Raw genomic sequence first — 18,252 nt, forward strand, 5'->3', positions numbered from 1 at the left:
TTCGCTCCCTTGCCGTCGCGATCCAGCTTGAAATCTATTGGGTATAGTACTTTGTTGTTGTTAAATAAACGTTTCGCTTAATTTTTGTGATTAAGCTCAAATGTTTTTAGCACTTTCTTTATTTTTTAAAATATCTGTATTTATTTTTTATTCCATATTTTTCATTTCTGACTCAAACAGTCATTTATTGGCTTTATTGACCGTTTTTTTATAAAAAAATTATACGGTCATTTTCATGACCAAATTAAATAAAAAGAAAAGATAAACGAGCATATGTAATAGGTTTATTTCAGTGATTAACTTCACAATTTAGCGGCATTAATAAATAAATGTGATTTAGATCCCTTTATCATCTCATAGATGACTAAAAATACTACTACTGCGGAAGGGCTTACAATATCAGCTGTAATGTAGAGGATGCTATGAGTAACATATCGATACAATCAAATATAGCTCGAAACAATAAAAAAAACAGAGGTTATTTAATTCCTTTTGCTATTTTTTGTTCTCTCTTCTTTTTATGGGCGGTGGCAAATAATTTAAATGACATATTACTACCTCAGTTTCAAAAAACGTTTACCTTAACAAATTTCCAGGCAGGGCTAATCCAATCAGCATTTTATTTTGGCTATTTTATTATTCCTGTTCCTGCGGGCATATTAATGAAGAAGTTAAGTTATAAAGCGGGGATAATGACTGGATTATTGTTTTATATTGCGGGTGCTGCTCTTTTTTGGCCTGCGGCAGAAGCGATGAATTATACACTATTCCTATTTGGGCTTTTTATTATCGCCGCTGGGTTAGGCTGCTTAGAAACAGCGGCTAACCCTTTCGTCACCGTCTTAGGACCTGAAGAAACCGGGCATTTTCGAATTAATCTGGCACAAACGTTTAATTCATTTGGGGCAATTATCGCCGTTGTTTTTGGACAAAGCTTAATTTTATCTAACGTTCCTCATTTACCCCAAGAAACACTTGATAAAATGACCGTCAAACAGCTTGATGCTTATAACCATAGCCTCGTTTTGGCGGTACAATCCCCTTACATGATTATCGTTGCCGTCGTTTTAATCATTACCTGCTTAGTTTTATTGACCAAATTTCCAGTAATACACAGTGACGCACATGACAATAACAGCTCATTCTTTAAATCTTTGAGACGTATTATCAAAATCAAACACTGGCGCTGGGCGGTATTAGCTCAATTTTGCTATGTCGGGGCACAAACAGCTTACTGGAGTTACCTTATACGTTATGCCATTGATGAAATTCCGGTTATTTCCTCTGGACATGATACACAATTTGCTTTATTCGGTTCAGGCGCTGATTTAAATCAACCTATCTTATCTTCGGGTACCTGGGAAATCTGATGGTACGTACCCCTTATGTAAACACCGGTATTTTACCTTATTATGCTGGCTCTACCTGTGAATTGGACGCGAGAAAAGGACTTTTTAACCCAGGATTGCAATGGCCAGCTTCCGGGGTACTTGAATGGATCAGACGGCTTTTCTGGAAAGACATTCCTCCTTCGGAAGCCTATCGCAAAATGATCCATGAAGCTTCATCTGTTTCTCCTAGTTCGAATAACTTAAGAATGAATTGCCGTTTATTAACCACCAGGGCGGGATGGTATGGAACAACATTGAATACTGAGCGCCGTCATTTTTATCGTGCTGCATTAGAAGCTTTGGGGTATCAGTTAAAACAAAACCTGTCTATTTTAGAGAAAATAAGCGGGTTTCATGCTAAAGAATTAGTGCTAGTAGGTGGAGGCAGCCGCAATCATCTCTGGAATCAAATAAAAGCAGATATTCTAAACCTGCCAATAAAAGTACTTAATGAAGCAGAAACGACTGTACTCGGCGCTTCTTTCTTTGCCTGGTCTGGTGCTGGTTGCTATGAATCGTCTGAAAAAGCCCGTGAACAGTTTTCTTATCACTATGAACTTTATACACCCGGTGAACACCAAAAAACTTATAATTCATTAGCTCAAGATTTTATCCACGAGTAAATAATTCTACGTTAAAAACAATCTCCCTATTTGTTTAACGTCTCCGTCTCTTGGAAAAATAGTGTCTGAAATGGGAAATGGTCACTTTTTTGCTATCATTGTCACAGGGAAAACGGCTAATCATGGAAAGAATTGCTAAAAAGACATGGTTTCTTAATTGGACGGAAAAATCCTATTCCGTCACGATATATACCCTATGGATTTCAAGGATGGATCGCGACGGCAAGGGAGCGAATCCCCGGGAACATAGATAACTCTCTGTGACCGGGGTGAGTGAGTGCCGCCAACCAAGAGGCAGCTTGAAAGATAACGGGTATAAAAGAGATTCCCCTATGAGAAACGAGCGCCATCAAAAAATTATCGATCTTCTTCATCAACATGAATCATTGACAACGACTGAACTTTCCGAAGTTTTACAAGTCAGTAGAGAAACAATACGTCGAGATCTTCGATTTCTCCAGGAACGTGGTAATCTCCTTCTTTTACATGGAAGGGCAAAAAGCTTAAATAGAGAAACACAAGATAATGGAGACCCCTTTAATACTCGAGTTAAAAGCCATTTTTCAAGTAAATCTCTTATTGCTCAGCAAGCCGTGACCTGGATAAGCGAAGGAATGATCATTGCACTTGATGCAAGTTCAACATGTTGGTATTTAGCCAAACAACTACCTGATATTAATATCACTGTTTTTACGAATAGTATTCGTATTTGTCATGAATTATCAAAGAGAAAAAGCATTCAATTAATCAGTTCAGGGGGAATTCTTCATCGTAAATATGCTTGTTACATTAGTTCATCACTTATTGTACAATTAAAAAATTTAGATATCGATCTCTTTATTTTTTCCTGTGATGGCATTGATGCAAATGGCGATTTATGGGATTCGAATATTGATAACGCAACATTCAAAGAGATTCTTATAAAACGAGCATTACAATCCATTTTATTAATTGATAAGAGCAAAATTAACCGAAAAAGTGAAATTAAAATAGAAAATCATGGAAATATCACTGATATAATATCAAATTATTAGATATATACCCTATGGATTTCAAGATGCATCGCGGCGGCAAGAGAACGCAGCCAACCGAGGGGCAACTTGAAGGATGAAGGGTATAGTTGTTAACTGTGATAATTATTCCTAAGACTTGCACATAACAAGTCTGATACTGACCTCTATCAACCTTCATATTTTCCATTAACAGTTTTCATCTTCATTGACCACTTCCTGTACCTGACAACACTTAGTTCACATTGAAAAAGAATAATCATGATAAGAATACATTTCGAAATATAAGTAGAAGGAAATTTTAAAACAGGAAAATAATTCATTTATAATTTATTATTTTTAAATGACCGCATGTAAAAATACATATAAACATATGGGGTTTTATAATGTAGCATCACGATCATCTGACACCTTTACGGATCATAAACGAACATCAAATAGAATATTAATGCAAAGACTTAAATATCTTGCTTATTAAATGATAATTTAGTGAACCCCCAAAATTATTTTTAAAGAGAATATATATGCAACCCATTAATACATCAAATCCAGATAATACCGAGTCCTATATTAAAGACGAGGTAGAAATCGCAAGTTCTACAATCGCGTTGTCTGAAATTGTCTCAGTGGTAAACACCTCTGACGGTCGGCTTGAGGTTTTCGGTGTAGGTACTGACAATGCTGTGTGGCGCAACAGGCAAATGGCACCACATACAGGCTCTACCTGGTCCGGCTGGAGTTCACTTAACGGACAGGTGACCAGCAAACCCGTCGTTTACATCAATACAGATGGTCGATTGGAAGTATTCGTACGTGGCACAGACAATGCGTTATGGCATAACTGGCAGCTCACTCCCAATGCCGGTTGGTCAGGCTGGCAATCTTTAGGTGGAGTGATTACCAGTAACCCTGCGGTATATGCCAACACGGATGGCCGCCTTGAAGTTTTTGCACGCGGCGCCGATAACGCACTCTGGCACATCTCACAAACTACCGCGCATGCCGGTCCATGGTCGAGCTGGACCTCGTTGAATGGCGTGATCACCAGCAACCCAGCAGTCCATATCAACTCCGACGGTCGGCTTGAGGTCTTTGCCCGTGGTACCGATAACGCACTCTGGCACATCTGGCAAACCGCTCCTGATTCCAACCTGTGGTCAAGTTGGGAGTCACTCAATGGCGTAATTACTAGTGACCCTGTGGTCATTGGTACCGCTGATGGTCGGCTTGAAGTCTTTGCACGTGGCACTGATAACGCACTCTGGCACACCTGGCAGACCATTCCTCATTCCGGTCCGTGGTCGGGTTGGCAATCTTTAAAAGGCGTAATTACCAGCGCCCCTGCTGTAGTGAAAAACTGCGACAACCGGCTTGAAGTCTTTGCGCGCGGTACTGATAACGCACTTTGGCACATCTGGCAAACAGGTTTCCATAACGGTCCATGGTCTAACTGGGCCTCGTTGAATGGCGTGATCACCAGCGCACCAACGGCGGTGGAAGATTCCGATGGTAAGCTTGAAGTCTTTGCGCGTGGCTCCGATAACGCGCTCTGGAACATCAGGCAAGCCCCATTATCGTGGTCCACCTGGGCATTCCTCGGTGGTTCTTTAATCGACGCTTCCGCGATTAAATAATCTGGAAGGAACCCGTTTTACCCAACACGAACGTCATCTTCTGGCCCAATATGCTTCACTGCGCTATATCGGGCCAGTGATATAACCTAATTTTCTGGAATTAGCCCAGTATTCAACTTATGAAATATAAGTAAATCAGGGTCTATGCCCTCCAATAGCCAGATGACGAATTGTGTTCTTTAACAAGGACTATTAGATATTTTTAATAAAAACAAAATCACCACGAAAATAATATGAAAAAAAATAGAAACCAAAATAAATTTTAAAATAAAAAAACAGTTTATATAATTAATTTTTTGGTACTTATATTTAAAAAGGTATACCAACACATATAACGTTATAATGTAAGACAACATTTTTATGATAATTTAATAATCGAAAGTGAACTCCAAATAAAATATTAACCACTAACTTTTCAAATAAAAGGATGTGAACAAAAACATTAATATTAAATATTTTGCTTATTAAATTACCGCTTAGTGAATATAAAAAATTATTTTAAAAAAGGATACATATATGCAAAAAGAACCTATTAAAACATCAAATCCAGATAATGCCGAGTCATATGTTAAAGACGAGGTAGAAATCGAGAACGCTGCAATCGCATTGTCCGCAATTGTCTCGGTGGCAAACAACTCTGATAATCGGCTCGAGGTTTTCGGTGTGGGCACCGATAATGCGGTATGGCACAATTGGCAAACCGCACCATACGCAAATTCTTCCTGGTCCGGCTGGAACACACTTGGCGGAGGAGTGACCAGCAAGCCCGCTGTTTACACCAATTCAGACGGTCGATTAGAAGTGTTTGTACGTGGCGGAGATAATGCGTTATGGCATAACTGGCAGACAGCCCCCAATTCCGGTTGGTCAGGTTGGCAGTCGTTGAATGGCTCAATTACGAGTAACCCAGCAGTATTTGTCAACTCTGATGGTCGGCTTGAAGTCTTTGCACTCGGCGGGGATAACGCGCTCTGGCACATCTGGCAAACCAAACCTCATAACGGTCCATGGTCTAACTGGGAATCATTAGGCGGCGGAATTACCAGCAATCCAGCGGTACATATCAACGCCGACGGTCGGCTTGAAGTCTTTGTACGCGGCGGGGATAACGCGCTCTGGCACATCTGGCAAACCAAACCTCATAACGGTCCATGGTCTAACTGGGAATCATTAGGCGGCGGGATCACCAGCGACCCTGCGGTATATCTCAACTCCGATGGTCGGCTTGAAGTCTTTGCACGCGGCGGGGATAACGCGCTCTGGCACATCTGGCAAACCAAACCCTATACTGGTCCATGGTCTAAATGGGATTCATTGGGTGGCGGAATTACCAGCAATCCAGCGGTACATATCAACGCCGACGGTCGGCTTGAAGTCTTTGCACGCGGCGGGGATAACGCACTCTGGCACATCTGGCAGACCAAACCTCATGCCGGCCCGTGGTCTAACTGGTCCTCATTAGGTGGCGGGATTACCAGCGCCCCGGTAGTAGGGAAAAATGCCAACGGCCAACTTGAAGTCTTTGCGCATGGCAGTGATAACGCACTCTGGCATATCTGGCAAACCACATCATCGTGGTCCGCTTGGGCATCCCTAGGTGGCTATTTGATCGATGCTTCAGTGATCAAATAATCTGGCAAGAAACAGCTTCGCACAAGAAAAGCATAACCTTCTGGCCTGATGCGCTAAAGAGAACATTTATTGTGCTGCATCAGGCCAATGATGCCTATTTGCGTGGCTTAAGATTAACTAAACCCGCAGCATGTTCAAAAGAAAACGATACGGGCATAACATCTAAAACTTCATAAATCCCCCATTCAAGTATGCTGGCTTTTAGCTGGTTTCCTTTAATTTCAACATTTATCAGGTATTTCTTATCAAGGCAGGGATAGCTTCGGGCTAGAAAGCAAAAACCCGTCAACATTGGGAAATGTTTTAAGCCATTTCGGCAACGCCGCTTTACCTTCCATATAGAACCAGATCTTTTGCTACTTTAACTGTAAATAATGAAAACAGTCTTGGTATACCAGACTGGTAAACCTCGCTAAATTAACCAGTTTAATTTTGATGACATATTCTCTGTTATTTTTTTACTTTCAATTTTACCGCGCGGTAGCAGTATATCTGTCCTTAATTTCCGATTTATTCAGATCCTTACAATTTAACAAGACTAAAATCCAACTAAATTTGCGAATTACTTCCAGATTTTACTTGTGTAAGTTTAAAGCTTGGTGCGATACCATAACGGAAGAATTGATTCACAAACTTAACTAAGACAACTGCATGATTAATACAGAAACTTTCGACACCCACACGCCCATGATGCAGCAATATCTCCGTCTTAAAGCACAGCATCCTGATATCCTGTTGTTTTACAGAATGGGAGATTTCTATGAGCTATTTTATGACGATGCCAAAAAAGCCGCAAAACTACTGGATATCTCGCTGACCAAACGAGGGCAATCAGCCGGTAACCCGATTCCAATGGCAGGCGTGCCACATCATGCAGTAGAAAACTACCTAGCTAAGTTGGTTCAATTGGGTGAGTCAGTCGCTATCTGTGAGCAAATTGGTGATCCTGCCACCAGCAAAGGCCCTGTTGAACGCAAAGTCGTTCGCATTGTTACCCCCGGAACGGTGACAGATGAAGCGTTATTGCAGGAACGGCAAGATAACCTGCTCGCCGCTATCTGGCACGATAATCAAGGATTTGGTTACGCCACGCTGGATGTAACCTCCGGTCGCTTCCAAATATCTGAAATGGCAGAACAGGAAACGATGGTCGCCGAATTGCAACGTACCCGTCCCGTTGAATTACTCTATCCTGAAAGCTTTGAACACATGGCTCTGATTGAACATTGCCATGGCTTACGCCGTCGCCCTTTATGGGAATTCGAACTGGATACAGCAAAACAGCAACTGAATCTGCAATTTGGTACCCGTGATCTGGTTGGCTTTGGTGTGGAAAAAGCAGCACTCGCTCTGCGTGCCGCAGGCTGCTTATTGCAATACGTCAAAGATACTCAGCGCACAGCTCTACCACATATTCGTGGTATCACCATCGAACGCCAGCAAGATGCGGTTATTATGGATGCGGCAACCCGTCGTAATCTGGAACTGACACAAAACTTGTCTGGTGGTACAGATAATACTCTTGCTTCCATTCTTGATCTGTGTGTTACCCCAATGGGTAGCCGAATGTTGAAACGCTGGTTGCATGCTCCTGTCAGGGACTGCCAAATATTAGAAAATCGTCAACAAGCTATTGCTACCTTGCAGGAAATTGGGTTGGAGTTACAGCCATTCTTGCTACAAGTAGGTGATCTGGAACGTGTATTGGCGCGCCTGGCTCTACGTTCAGCCCGACCACGGGATCTGGCAAAAATGCGCCATGCATTCCAGCAATTACCGGATATCCATCAAATTATGGACTCCTCAGATTCCCCCTACATCAAGCAATTGCAGAAAAATATCGGCAGGTTTGATGAATTACAGGAATTGCTTGAAAAAGCGATTGTAGAAACACCACCGGTATTGATTCGGGACGGTGGTGTAATCGCACCGGGTTATAACAGCGAACTGGATGAATGGCGCACACTGGCTGATGGTGCCAGTAACTATCTGGAACAACTGGAAATCCGCGAACGAGAAAAACTGGGTATCGATACTCTAAAAGTCGGCTTTAACGGTGTTCATGGTTACTATATTCAAGTTAGCCGAGGGCAAAGCCATCTGGTGCCAATTCATTATGTCCGCCGCCAGACACTGAAAAATGCTGAGCGTTATATCATCCCCGAGCTAAAAGAATATGAAGATAAGGTTCTGACTTCTAAAGGGAAATCTCTGGCAATAGAGAAAGCGCTTTACGAAGAATTATTTGATCTGTTGCTGCCTCATTTGGCCGAATTACAAGCCAGCGCCGAAGCACTGGCTGAACTTGACGTGTTAGCAAATCTGGCAGAACGTGCTGAAACCCTGAATTATGTTTGCCCAACATTGAGTGATAAACCGGGAATTCAAATTGCCGGTGGCCGCCATCCCGTTGTTGAGCAAGTTCTGAGTGAACCTTTTATCTCCAACCCGCTTTCTTTATCCTCACAACGACGTCTGTTGATTATTACCGGTCCAAATATGGGTGGTAAAAGTACTTATATGCGTCAAGCAGCATTGATTACACTTCTGGCCTATATCGGTAGCTTTGTACCTGCTGAAAAAGCCATCATCGGCCCGGTTGATCGCATATTTACCCGTGTGGGGGCTTCCGATGATCTAGCATCTGGCCGTTCAACCTTTATGGTGGAAATGACAGAAACCGCTAACATTCTGCACAATGCAACAGAACAAAGCTTGGTCTTGATGGATGAAATTGGCAGAGGCACATCAACCTACGACGGTCTTTCTCTGGCCTGGGCATGTGCAGAAAATCTGGCAAACCGCATTAAAGCAATGACCTTATTTGCCACTCACTATTTTGAACTAACTACGTTGCCGGAAAAACTCGAAGGTGTGGTCAACATTCATCTGGATGCGGTAGAGCATGGAGATACTATTGCATTTATGCACAGTGTACAGGATGGTGCGGCAAGTAAGAGTTATGGGCTGGCAGTCGCTTCCCTCGCCGGGGTTCCCCGTGAAGTTATCAAACGGGCGCGTCAGAAACTTAAAGAACTAGAATCGCTATCCAACCATGCAACCGCAAGTCATGTCGATACACCGCAACTTGCGTTATTAACAGAAGAGATATCACCGGCAGTCGAAGCATTGGAAAATCTCAATCCAGACTCACTGACTCCGCGTCAAGCTTTGGAATGGATTTATCGGCTAAAAGATATGGTGTAAAAAGTGTTCAATAAAAGCCTCTTACAACCAATATACCGTTTTTTGCAGTGTGAAACCCCAGACTTATGGGTAGATAAAGCAAAACAGCCTGAAAATTTACCGGTGCTTCTACGGGATCATCTGTTATGCGAACTAAAAGCAGCACAGAGCGCAATGTATTTGATCCGCAAGTATGCAGTAGATCAGCGAAGTGCGGATACACTTCTAACATGGTTTAAACCCTATGAAGATTTTGCCTATAAGAAGATTGGCGATCTCAATTCATTAAGAAGTCAGAACCAAGCGACCAAACAGATCACCGCCAAAGCTAATTCCCCATATGGTCAAGATCTGATTGATAAAATGGTATTGCTGATTAAAGAAGAGTTACATCACTTCTATCAGGTGCTAGAAATCATGAATGCACGCGATATCAGCTATGAAAGCATCAGCGCCAGCCGTTATGCTAAAAGAATGCTCAGCCACATCATCAACCACGAACCTTATACACTGATAGATAAGCTGATTATCGGGGCTTATATTGAAGCACGCTCCTGTGAGCGCTTTGCTAAACTAGCACCACATCTGGATGAAGAATTGAGTAAATTTTATATCTCACTACTTCGCTCTGAAGCACGCCATTACCAGGACTATCTTGCACTGGCACAATCTATCGCTAATGAAGATATTACCGAACGAGTTAACTATTTTGGCCGTATTGAAGCTGAGTTGATTCAAAATCCAGATAGCGATTTTAAATTTCACAGTGGCATTCCTGTAGTTTGAATATAGCAATGTCACATTGATTAAAAAAGGTGAGCCAATACTCACCTTTTTTTAATTTAATCTGTTGTTAAACCCAAATTAAGCTTTTGGACGGGTAAGGAGCACAAATATCCCTAAAATAATATCGCCAACAAGCCAAATCCCCATAATCATTGCAGCACCTAGTCCTGTACCGATAGCCGCGCCAATCTGTTCCGCATTAGATAATTGATCCATATTTTCAGTAGCTGCATTCATGCCACCAATGAGCCAATAGGCCATCAGCACATTAAACGCGATAAATATCCATTTAATGATCTTGCCAAAAAAGCTCCGTTTAGGTTTTCTCAATTGAACACCACAAGTCGGGCATTTAATCGAAGTGTCACTAACACTATTTGAACATTCAGGGCAATTTATTAATGCCATTTTTTATCCTTAGTTAACAGTTTTCACCGAGAAAAATTTAAATAAAAATTCTGGATTCTTCATAGATCCATCAGTAGTCAGACTCTTTTCTTCGAAAAAATCAATCGATGACGAAAATAAATACCCGGAAAATTCGACTTTCTGTCCAACAGATAAAGAAAAGAGTTCATCGTAAACAGTAGAGTCTTTTTCAATTAACGTATCCGAACGAATATCAGAAAATTCATTATTCCATGTTGCCAACTCAATATTTGGCGACACTTTTACCGACAAAATAGCTTTCCCGTCATTGTTCGTTTTCAACTCAGTTATTGTACCAATCCAAGAATTAATAGAATTTTGAGTAAATGCATCAGCAAGTGCAACTCTCCGCTGTTCCCTTAATGATGATTTTTGGAGTTCGTTTTTTGCACTAGAATATTTATCCACGAAAGATGATACTATCTGGACAAATTTAGCCTGATCGGATGGTATAGTGGCTTCATGTTTTTTTACCACAGTTTTAGTATCAGAAGCAGTATCTGATTGAAGCTTTCCATCATCCTCACTCCAACTCGCGATTATCTTAATCAATATCAAGATGGCAATGCATAAAACAAAAATTTTAATAAAATTTGCTTTTTTTATCTTTACACCACATCCTGGACAAGAATTAGCTGTTTTACTAACATCTTTTCCGCAGGCTTTACATTTCTTAAAAAGACTCTCGCTACTCACTAAACCTCCAATCCAATACCATCAACATGTAATCGTTTCATTCCTTAATTTACTTATTTATTAATACTGCTAGATACACTTGGCACCTTATCTTTATAAACACAAGTCAATAAAGGAATGTCAGATTATAGGTTTTTGCACGCTCAAAACTATACCGTATTAGATGCTGTTTTTTCGCGAAGAGAATTCATATCTTTCACAATAGAAGAGATATGAATAATACTTAAGCAATACTCTCTTCTCCGATAAAAGCCAAATCGAAAAAATCCGTAGAATACGGTTTATAGCATAATAAGCTGCTGAAAAAACTGAGTATTTGATTATTCAATAACCCACTACCTTATGAAAAATGGCTGTATCGCACATTCCAGTGCTAATATCCTCTATAGATTTTGTTTATTTCGCTGATATTCATTTACCCACAAAACTAAGGGATAATTGTTATCGCTCTGTTTTTTCCACCATTAGCAATATTACACAGCGAATCTGACTCCTATTCTATCAGTCAATAGCTTATTTCTGCTTTCACTCATAAAACCGGCCCTATATTATCAGCAAAAATATATTTGTCATTAAATTTATTAATGCATAACAGAATCGATTATAAGTAAAGTTTCCCATAAGGATAGTCAGTTGCTATAGCAGGCATCTTTCTCGCCAACGAAAATGCACTATAGCCTATAAGCGATTGACCGAAACAGAAAGATAACCGATTTCATGGTAATAGAAAACACAACATCTATGACAATAAACTCACAATTCTCTTACATAAACTCGTTACTAATATCATTTAAATTGCTTTGTAGACGCTGCGATATGGGTAGGTAGGCCGATCGATTCTGTAAGTACAGATAAAATCTTTGGTGATTACTAATAGAATGATAAGAAACTCGCTTATAATTATAACCCGTGTAGACCGCTCTAGATTAGAGATAATTAACCACCGGGTACTGAAGAACCTGATAATACCAAGCATCAACAATGCAAAAACAGGGATAACAGCTCTTCAGAACCCAAGTAGCTAAACTACTCAACAATTAAGTACGGAACAATGATTCAATATTCAAACCTTGGGTTTGCATAATATCTTTTAAACGTCGCAAGCCTTCGACCTGGATCTGACGCACTCTTTCCCTTGTCAAACCGATCTCTTTGCCCACATCTTCCAAAGTTTCCGCTTCATAGCCCAAGAGACCAAAACGACGCGCTAATACTTCACGTTGCTTCGAATTTAATTCAAACAACCATTTGACGATACTCTTTTTCATATCATCTTCCTGTGTTGTTCCCTCCGGCCCTGTTTCATTCTCATCTGATAAAACATCCAATAGTGCTTTGTCAGAATCGCTACTAATTGGTGTATCAACCGAAATAATACGTTCATTCAATCGCAACATACGACTGACGTCATCAACCGATTTATCCAGTTTTTCTGCTATCTCTTCTGGACTGGGTTCATGATCTAATTTATGGGCAAGTTCTCTTGCAGTACGCAAGTAGACGTTAAGTTCTTTAACAATATGAATAGGCAACCGGATAGTACGAGTTTGATTCATAATAGCCCGTTCAATAGTCTGCCGAATCCACCATGTTGCATAGGTAGAAAACCTGAATCCACGTTCCGGGTCAAATTTCTCAACAGCACGGATAAGACCAAGATTACCTTCTTCAATCAAATCAAGAAGGGCTAAGCCTCTGTTGCTGTAACGGCGGGAGATTTTAACAACCAATCGCAAGTTACTTTCAATCATTCTCTGGCGGGCCAATACATCACCACGTAATGCCCGCCTTGCAAAAAAAACCTCTTCTTCTGCCGTCAACAGAGGAGAAAAACCAATCTCTCCGAGATAAAGCTGTGTTGCATCAAGAACTCGCTGGTTCATACCCTGCAATACATCTAAGTCATTCTCAAGATCAGTTAGGTCACCCTCACCATTCTTCAATAATTTCTCATCGAAGTCGTCAGCTTCAATACCGCTTTCATCTAAATCCGCATCATCATACAAATCACTAACTTTCAGCGTATTTTGGCTCATAAGCTGCCCCTACCCGAGATAATGCAGGCAGAATTCAGCATTCTGCCCAGTTTATCGCTGCGGAAGATAACGCAGCGGGTTTACGGATTTTCCCTTGTAACGAATTTCAAAGTGTAATCTTACAGAGCTAGTACCGGTGCTACCCATAGTGGCAATTTTCTGCCCTGCTTTAATATCCTGTTGCTCACGAACCAGCATTGTATCGTTATGAGCATAGGCACTCAGGTAGTCATCGTTATGTTTTATAATTATCAGATTTCCATATCCACGTAAGGCATTTCCGGCGTATACCACCCGACCACCTGATGTCGCAAATACTGACTGACCACGACTACCTGCAATATCAATCCCTTTGTTACCCCCTTGGGTATCAGAGAAATTCTCAATCACTTTACCTTCAGCAGGCCACATCCAATGACTAACAACACTGCTTACGGTTGTCGTCGGTGACTTTACATACGTATTGTTTATTGTTGAGGTCGTTGCCTGTGGCAACATTTTTACACTCTTTTGTTTTCCAGAATTTGCAGGATACGCATTAGTTGATTGAGAATCAACCAGGGTTGTTTGAATTTGATTATGGTTATAAGTGGTTAAAATCCCACTATTACCCGTCCTCAAAGTCTGCCCCACCGTTAGACTATAAGGTTCTGAAATATTATTTTTGCTCGCAAGATCACGAAAATCATTGCCAGTAATCCATGCAATATAAAACAGAGTATCACCATGTCTTACTGTGTAAGTATTGCCGTTATAGCTACCTTTAGGAATATTTTCATAATTGCGGTTATAAACTATTCCCCCTTGTGAATCTCCACCAGTAGCACTAATTGATGAAGGTGAAGATGCCATTGGTGTAGATATAGCAGAGCTGCCAGAAGATATTACCGGACGACTGATACTCCGATTTTGTTCCTGATCGACACTGGTGATAGGCGCAGGGCGAGTCGGTGTATTTGCACAGCCGACTAACCAGATTCCTATCAATGAACAAGTTACAATCCGCTGTATTTTTTTCATTGGGCTTCCTGAATTCATACTTCCTTCCCCCATAACGGCAAATATAAGCGTAAAAACCAACAATTCTTAAAGATCATACATAACCACAAAAATCTCAAAACAAAAATATTTCGCTTATTAAAGCAGATATAACCATTAATTGAAAAATAGTTGTAATAGGCTAAGAAATTAAGCTAATTCCCCTTGCACAAGAGGGACAAAACGTACAGCTTCGATCACTTCGCTATGAAAACCATTGCCATGACGTTTCACCGACTTAAGAAGCTGTGTATGCTCACCAACGGGCAAAACCATAACACCACCATCAGAAAGCTGGGACATAAGTTCTTGTGGGATATACGGAGGCGCTGCGGTCACAATGATAGCATCAAACAACCCACGCGACGGCCACCCTTGCCAACCATCGCCATGACGGGTTGAAACATTATGTAAATCAAGCTGTTTCAACCTACGTTTAGCCTGCCATTGTAAACCTTTTATCCGCTCTACCGAGAAAACATGTTTAACCAAACGAGCTAATATTGCCGTCTGATAACCGGAGCCGGTACCAATTTCCAGCACCTTAGCATCCGGTGTTAATTGAAGCAGTTCAGTCATGCGAGCAACAATATAAGGCTGAGAAATCGTTTGCCCATAACCTATAGGTAAGGCGGTGTTTTCATAAGCTTTATGAGCCAGCGCTTCATCGACAAAACGTTCTCTGGGCACAGCTGAAATAGCTGCCAGTAAACACTCATCGTTTACTCCCTGCTGGCGCAATTGTGTCAGCAAATTTTGCATTGCCCGACTACTCAGCATTCTCCATTAACCTCAGCTTTAATTAACCAATCTTTCACTAATTCCTGCGCTTTATACGCAGTCAGATCTACCTGCAATGGCGTAATGGATACATACCCCTGCTCTACAGCTGCAAAATCTGTTTCAGGACCGGCATCACGTTTATCTCCTGGCGGCCCCAACCAGTAAAGTGTATTCCCTTTTGGATCTTGCATGGAATAGACTTCTTCCGCGGCATGACGACTACCACAACGTGTAACTCGAAAACCTTTAATTTGCTCAAGTGGCAGATCAGGAACATTCACATTCAGAATATTACCCGCTCTCAAAGACGTTGTTTGTAACATTTGCAGCAAACGACATGTGATTTCTGCCGCTGTTTCGTAATGCCGTTCGCCATCAAGTGAAATAGCCAAAGCAGGTAATCCCAAGTGACGGCCTTCCATTGCAGCAGCAACTGTACCGGAATAAATCACATCATCCCCAAGATTAGGACCTCGATTAATACCAGCAATAACAATTTCCGGGCGAGGGAGAACCAGGCGATTAACGCCAAGATAGACACAATCTGTCGGTGTACCGTCCAATACCGATATATCGCCATTCTCCAGCGTATTAATTCTTAACGAACGATCAAGTGTCAATGCATTTGATGCACCACTCCGGTTACGGTCAGGCGCAATAACCTGCACATGATAACTTTCCCGTAAAGCTGCTGCTAAAACCTGAATCCCTGGTGCAGTGACACCGTCATCATTACTCAGTAATATTCGTAACATCATTTTGATCCTGCTTGATGATTTCCCTGACCACACTGGTAGCAAAACTACCAGCTGGCAACCAGAAACTGATTTTTACAGTGGCATTATCTAACCATTCCCAGCTCAAGTGCTGAGGTTGCACCAGTATGGCTCTGCGGGAGCAATCCACTCTTTCACGCTTAATAAGCTCCCATAACGATTCATAGGGCTGCAAACATTGCCGCTCAAAATCCGCAGATTGATGCAATGTTCCCAATTCACCATGACCAGGCAGAGGAGCCGTTATCCGTAGTTCATTGTCAATTACCCGCTGTTGCAATACAGGCAACTCAACTTCATTAGCAACAAACCAACTGCCACGCCCTGTCAATTGTAAAGCATCACCATTAATCACTTGCCGCTGCTGATCCCGAGCAATCCGCGCACTGACCACCGTATTAAACATAGCACTGCGACTGGCTGATAGGTAAAAACTGCGTTTATTTCTCTCTCTTACCCGAATCTCATTATTTGCCCAACGCTGCGCCTGAACCAGATTTTGTCCATCATGCCCAAAACGCTGTTCACCAAAATAATTAGGAACTCCACCTTGCTGAATCAGCTGTAATCTGTTTTCAACAAACTGGTGATGACTGATTTCGCGTAAAATCAGTGTGAATGAATTTCCTTTCAATGCGCCGATACGAAGTTTACGTTTCTGACGTTCTGTCGCCAGAATTTCACACCCTTCAAGCTGAAACGATGCAAAATCAGGGTTCTGTTTACCCGGTAGGTGTAAGCAAAACCACTGTTCTGTCACTGCATTACGGTCTTTTAAACCCGCATAGCTAACCGATTTAGAGGATACTCCAGCAAAACGGGCGAGATTATCTGCAACACATTGAGTATTACAACCCGTTTTACGGATATGTACCATCAAGTGTTCTCCTTCTCCGTCAGGAGAAAACCCCAAATCTTCGCAGACAATAAAATCTTCCGGCGAAGCTTTTAATATTCCAGTTGCTTCCGGTTGTCCATACAGCCAGTTTAATTCAGCTAATACCATCAATTATTCCTTAACCAGCAAAGCAACCGCTTCGCAAGCAATACCTTCTTTACGCCCAACAAATCCCAATTTTTCGGTGGTTGTGGCTTTTACATTGATATCATCAAGGTGGCATTGCAGATCTTCAGCCAAATTGACTCTCATTTGCGGAACATGCGGCAGCATTTTTGGTGCTTGCGCAATAATCGTGATATCCAGATTACCAATCCGGTAACCCTTTTCTCTGATACGACGGTAGGCTTCACGTAATAACTTACGGCTATCCACCCCTTTAAATGCGGGATCAGTATCAGGAAATAATTTACCGATATCACCCAATGCCGCAGCTCCTAACAAGGCGTCTGTTGCTGCATGTAGCGCAACATCACCATCAGAGTGCGCCAGTAGTCCTTGTTCATAAGGGATGCGGACACCACCGATAATAATCGGCCCTTCACCACCAAATTTATGCACATCGAAACCATGTCCGATTCTCATGATGCCTGCTCCTTACATTTTCTGGACAGATAAAATTCTGCCAATGCCAAATCCTCAGGGCGCGTAACTTTTATATTGTCAGAACGCCCGTTAACCAATACTGGTTGATAACCACAATACTCCAATGCAGAAGCTTCATCAGTGATGTTGACGTGTTGCGAAAGTGCTTTTGACAAGCAATCTCTCAGTAACATCAATGGAAAAAGCTGCGGTGTCAGTGCATGCCAGAGATCTTGACGTTCTACCGTATGGTCAATAACCGCCTGATCAACCCGTCCACGTTTCATCGTATCGCGGACCGGAGATGCCAAAATACCACCACATGCCATATTTCCCCGCACCTCTGCTTCTGTTAGTTGTAGCAAACGTTCAAGATCGTCGTGGTGTAAACAGGGGCGAGCTGCATCATGTACCAAAACCCAGCAATGATTATTTTCGGCCAAATGAGCCAAATAATTTAAACCAGCTAATACAGAATCTGCACGCTGTTCACCACCGGTTACCGTAGTAATGCGTGGATCTGAAGCAACGTCAAGGAATTGAAACTGAGTGTCAGCGGGATTTAAAACAACCACAATGCGCTGAATACGAGGATGACCAAGTAATGCAGCTAAGGTATGTTCAATAACAGTTTTTCCAGCAATAGACAGATACTGCTTTGGGCAATCCGAATTCATTCGGCTGCCAATACCCGCAGCTGGTATCAAAGCAATAATATCAGCACAGGAACGAAGTAATAGATTGTTCAT

The 18,252-nt window shown here is 41.7% G+C and carries 14 protein-coding genes and 2 pseudogenes; 7 read left to right on the forward strand and 9 right to left on the reverse strand.

What is annotated here, in order from left to right; translation table 11 throughout:
* Positions 1–422: 422 nt before the first annotated feature.
* The 7 genes and pseudogenes from fucP to miaE all read left to right on the forward strand — a co-directional run.
* A pseudogene (gene fucP, locus EAE89_RS14260) lies at positions 423–1,289 on the forward strand (L-fucose:H+ symporter permease); the annotation flags it as partial.
* Positions 1,269–2,014, forward strand: a pseudogene (locus tag EAE89_RS14265) (FGGY-family carbohydrate kinase); the annotation flags it as partial. The pseudogenes fucP and EAE89_RS14265, both read left to right, overlap by 21 nt.
* 332 nt (positions 2,015–2,346) lie before the next feature.
* Positions 2,347–3,048, forward strand: a complete 702-nt coding sequence (gene fucR, locus EAE89_RS14270) for an L-fucose operon activator (RefSeq protein WP_214086100.1) — start codon at positions 2,347–2,349, stop codon at positions 3,046–3,048.
* A 500-nt stretch (positions 3,049–3,548) separates the two neighbouring features.
* Positions 3,549–4,658, forward strand: a complete 1,110-nt coding sequence (locus tag EAE89_RS14275) for a PLL family lectin (RefSeq protein WP_214086101.1) — start codon at positions 3,549–3,551, stop codon at positions 4,656–4,658.
* Positions 4,659–5,174: 516 nt separating this feature from the next.
* Positions 5,175–6,290 carry a PLL family lectin gene (locus EAE89_RS14280; RefSeq protein WP_054480047.1) on the forward strand — a complete coding sequence of 372 codons (1,116 nt, stop codon included), beginning with the start codon at positions 5,175–5,177 and terminating at the stop codon, positions 6,288–6,290.
* 651 nt (positions 6,291–6,941) lie between these two features.
* Positions 6,942–9,497, forward strand: coding sequence for a DNA mismatch repair protein MutS (mutS, locus tag EAE89_RS14285; protein WP_054480045.1), 2,556 nt, complete (start codon positions 6,942–6,944; stop codon positions 9,495–9,497).
* A gap of 3 nt (positions 9,498–9,500) precedes the next feature.
* Complete coding sequence (gene miaE, locus EAE89_RS14290) at positions 9,501–10,262, forward strand: tRNA isopentenyl-2-thiomethyl-A-37 hydroxylase MiaE (RefSeq protein WP_054480044.1); 762 nt, start codon at positions 9,501–9,503, stop codon at positions 10,260–10,262.
* 78 nt (positions 10,263–10,340) lie between these two features.
* On the opposite strand, the gene EAE89_RS14295 is transcribed toward miaE, so the two are convergent.
* From EAE89_RS14295 to ispD, 9 genes are all read right to left on the reverse strand, one after another.
* Positions 10,341–10,670: a zinc ribbon domain-containing protein gene (locus EAE89_RS14295; RefSeq protein ID WP_054480043.1), complete on the reverse strand. Its 330-nt coding sequence runs from the start codon at positions 10,668–10,670 to the stop codon at positions 10,341–10,343.
* 9 nt (positions 10,671–10,679) lie between these two features.
* Positions 10,680–11,387 carry a restriction endonuclease subunit S gene (locus EAE89_RS14300; RefSeq protein ID WP_036772720.1) on the reverse strand — a complete coding sequence of 236 codons (708 nt, stop codon included), beginning with the start codon at positions 11,385–11,387 and terminating at the stop codon, positions 10,680–10,682.
* Between the two features lie 1,037 nt (positions 11,388–12,424).
* Positions 12,425–13,423 (reverse strand): RNA polymerase sigma factor RpoS, encoded by a 999-nt coding sequence (rpoS, locus tag EAE89_RS14305; protein ID WP_214086102.1) that lies wholly within the window; start codon positions 13,421–13,423, stop codon positions 12,425–12,427.
* 51 nt (positions 13,424–13,474) lie between these two features.
* Positions 13,475–14,443, reverse strand: a complete 969-nt coding sequence (gene nlpD, locus EAE89_RS14310; RefSeq protein ID WP_188093393.1) for a murein hydrolase activator NlpD — start codon at positions 14,441–14,443, stop codon at positions 13,475–13,477.
* Positions 14,444–14,611: 168 nt separating this feature from the next.
* Complete coding sequence (locus EAE89_RS14315) at positions 14,612–15,241, reverse strand: protein-L-isoaspartate(D-aspartate) O-methyltransferase (RefSeq protein WP_420806677.1); 630 nt, start codon at positions 15,239–15,241, stop codon at positions 14,612–14,614.
* The gene (surE, locus tag EAE89_RS14320) at positions 15,235–15,999 is read right to left on the reverse strand and encodes a 5'/3'-nucleotidase SurE (protein ID WP_054480040.1); all 765 of its coding nucleotides are present in this window, start codon (positions 15,997–15,999) and stop codon (positions 15,235–15,237) included. Before surE ends, EAE89_RS14315 begins: the two co-directional genes overlap by 7 nt.
* On the reverse strand, positions 15,977–17,026 hold the full coding sequence (truD, locus tag EAE89_RS14325; protein ID WP_214086103.1) for a tRNA pseudouridine(13) synthase TruD: 1,050 nt from the start codon (positions 17,024–17,026) through the stop codon (positions 15,977–15,979). Before truD ends, surE begins: the two co-directional genes overlap by 23 nt.
* A 3-nt stretch (positions 17,027–17,029) precedes the next feature.
* Positions 17,030–17,503, reverse strand: coding sequence for a 2-C-methyl-D-erythritol 2,4-cyclodiphosphate synthase (gene ispF, locus EAE89_RS14330; protein ID WP_054480038.1), 474 nt, complete (start codon positions 17,501–17,503; stop codon positions 17,030–17,032).
* Entirely contained in the window at positions 17,500–18,252 is a 753-nt protein-coding gene (gene ispD, locus EAE89_RS14335) for a 2-C-methyl-D-erythritol 4-phosphate cytidylyltransferase (RefSeq protein ID WP_054480037.1), read from the reverse strand. Before ispD ends, ispF begins: the two co-directional genes overlap by 4 nt.

This window comes from Photorhabdus heterorhabditis (genome assembly GCF_018448905.1).
Classification (GTDB): domain Bacteria; phylum Pseudomonadota; class Gammaproteobacteria; order Enterobacterales; family Enterobacteriaceae; genus Photorhabdus; species Photorhabdus heterorhabditis.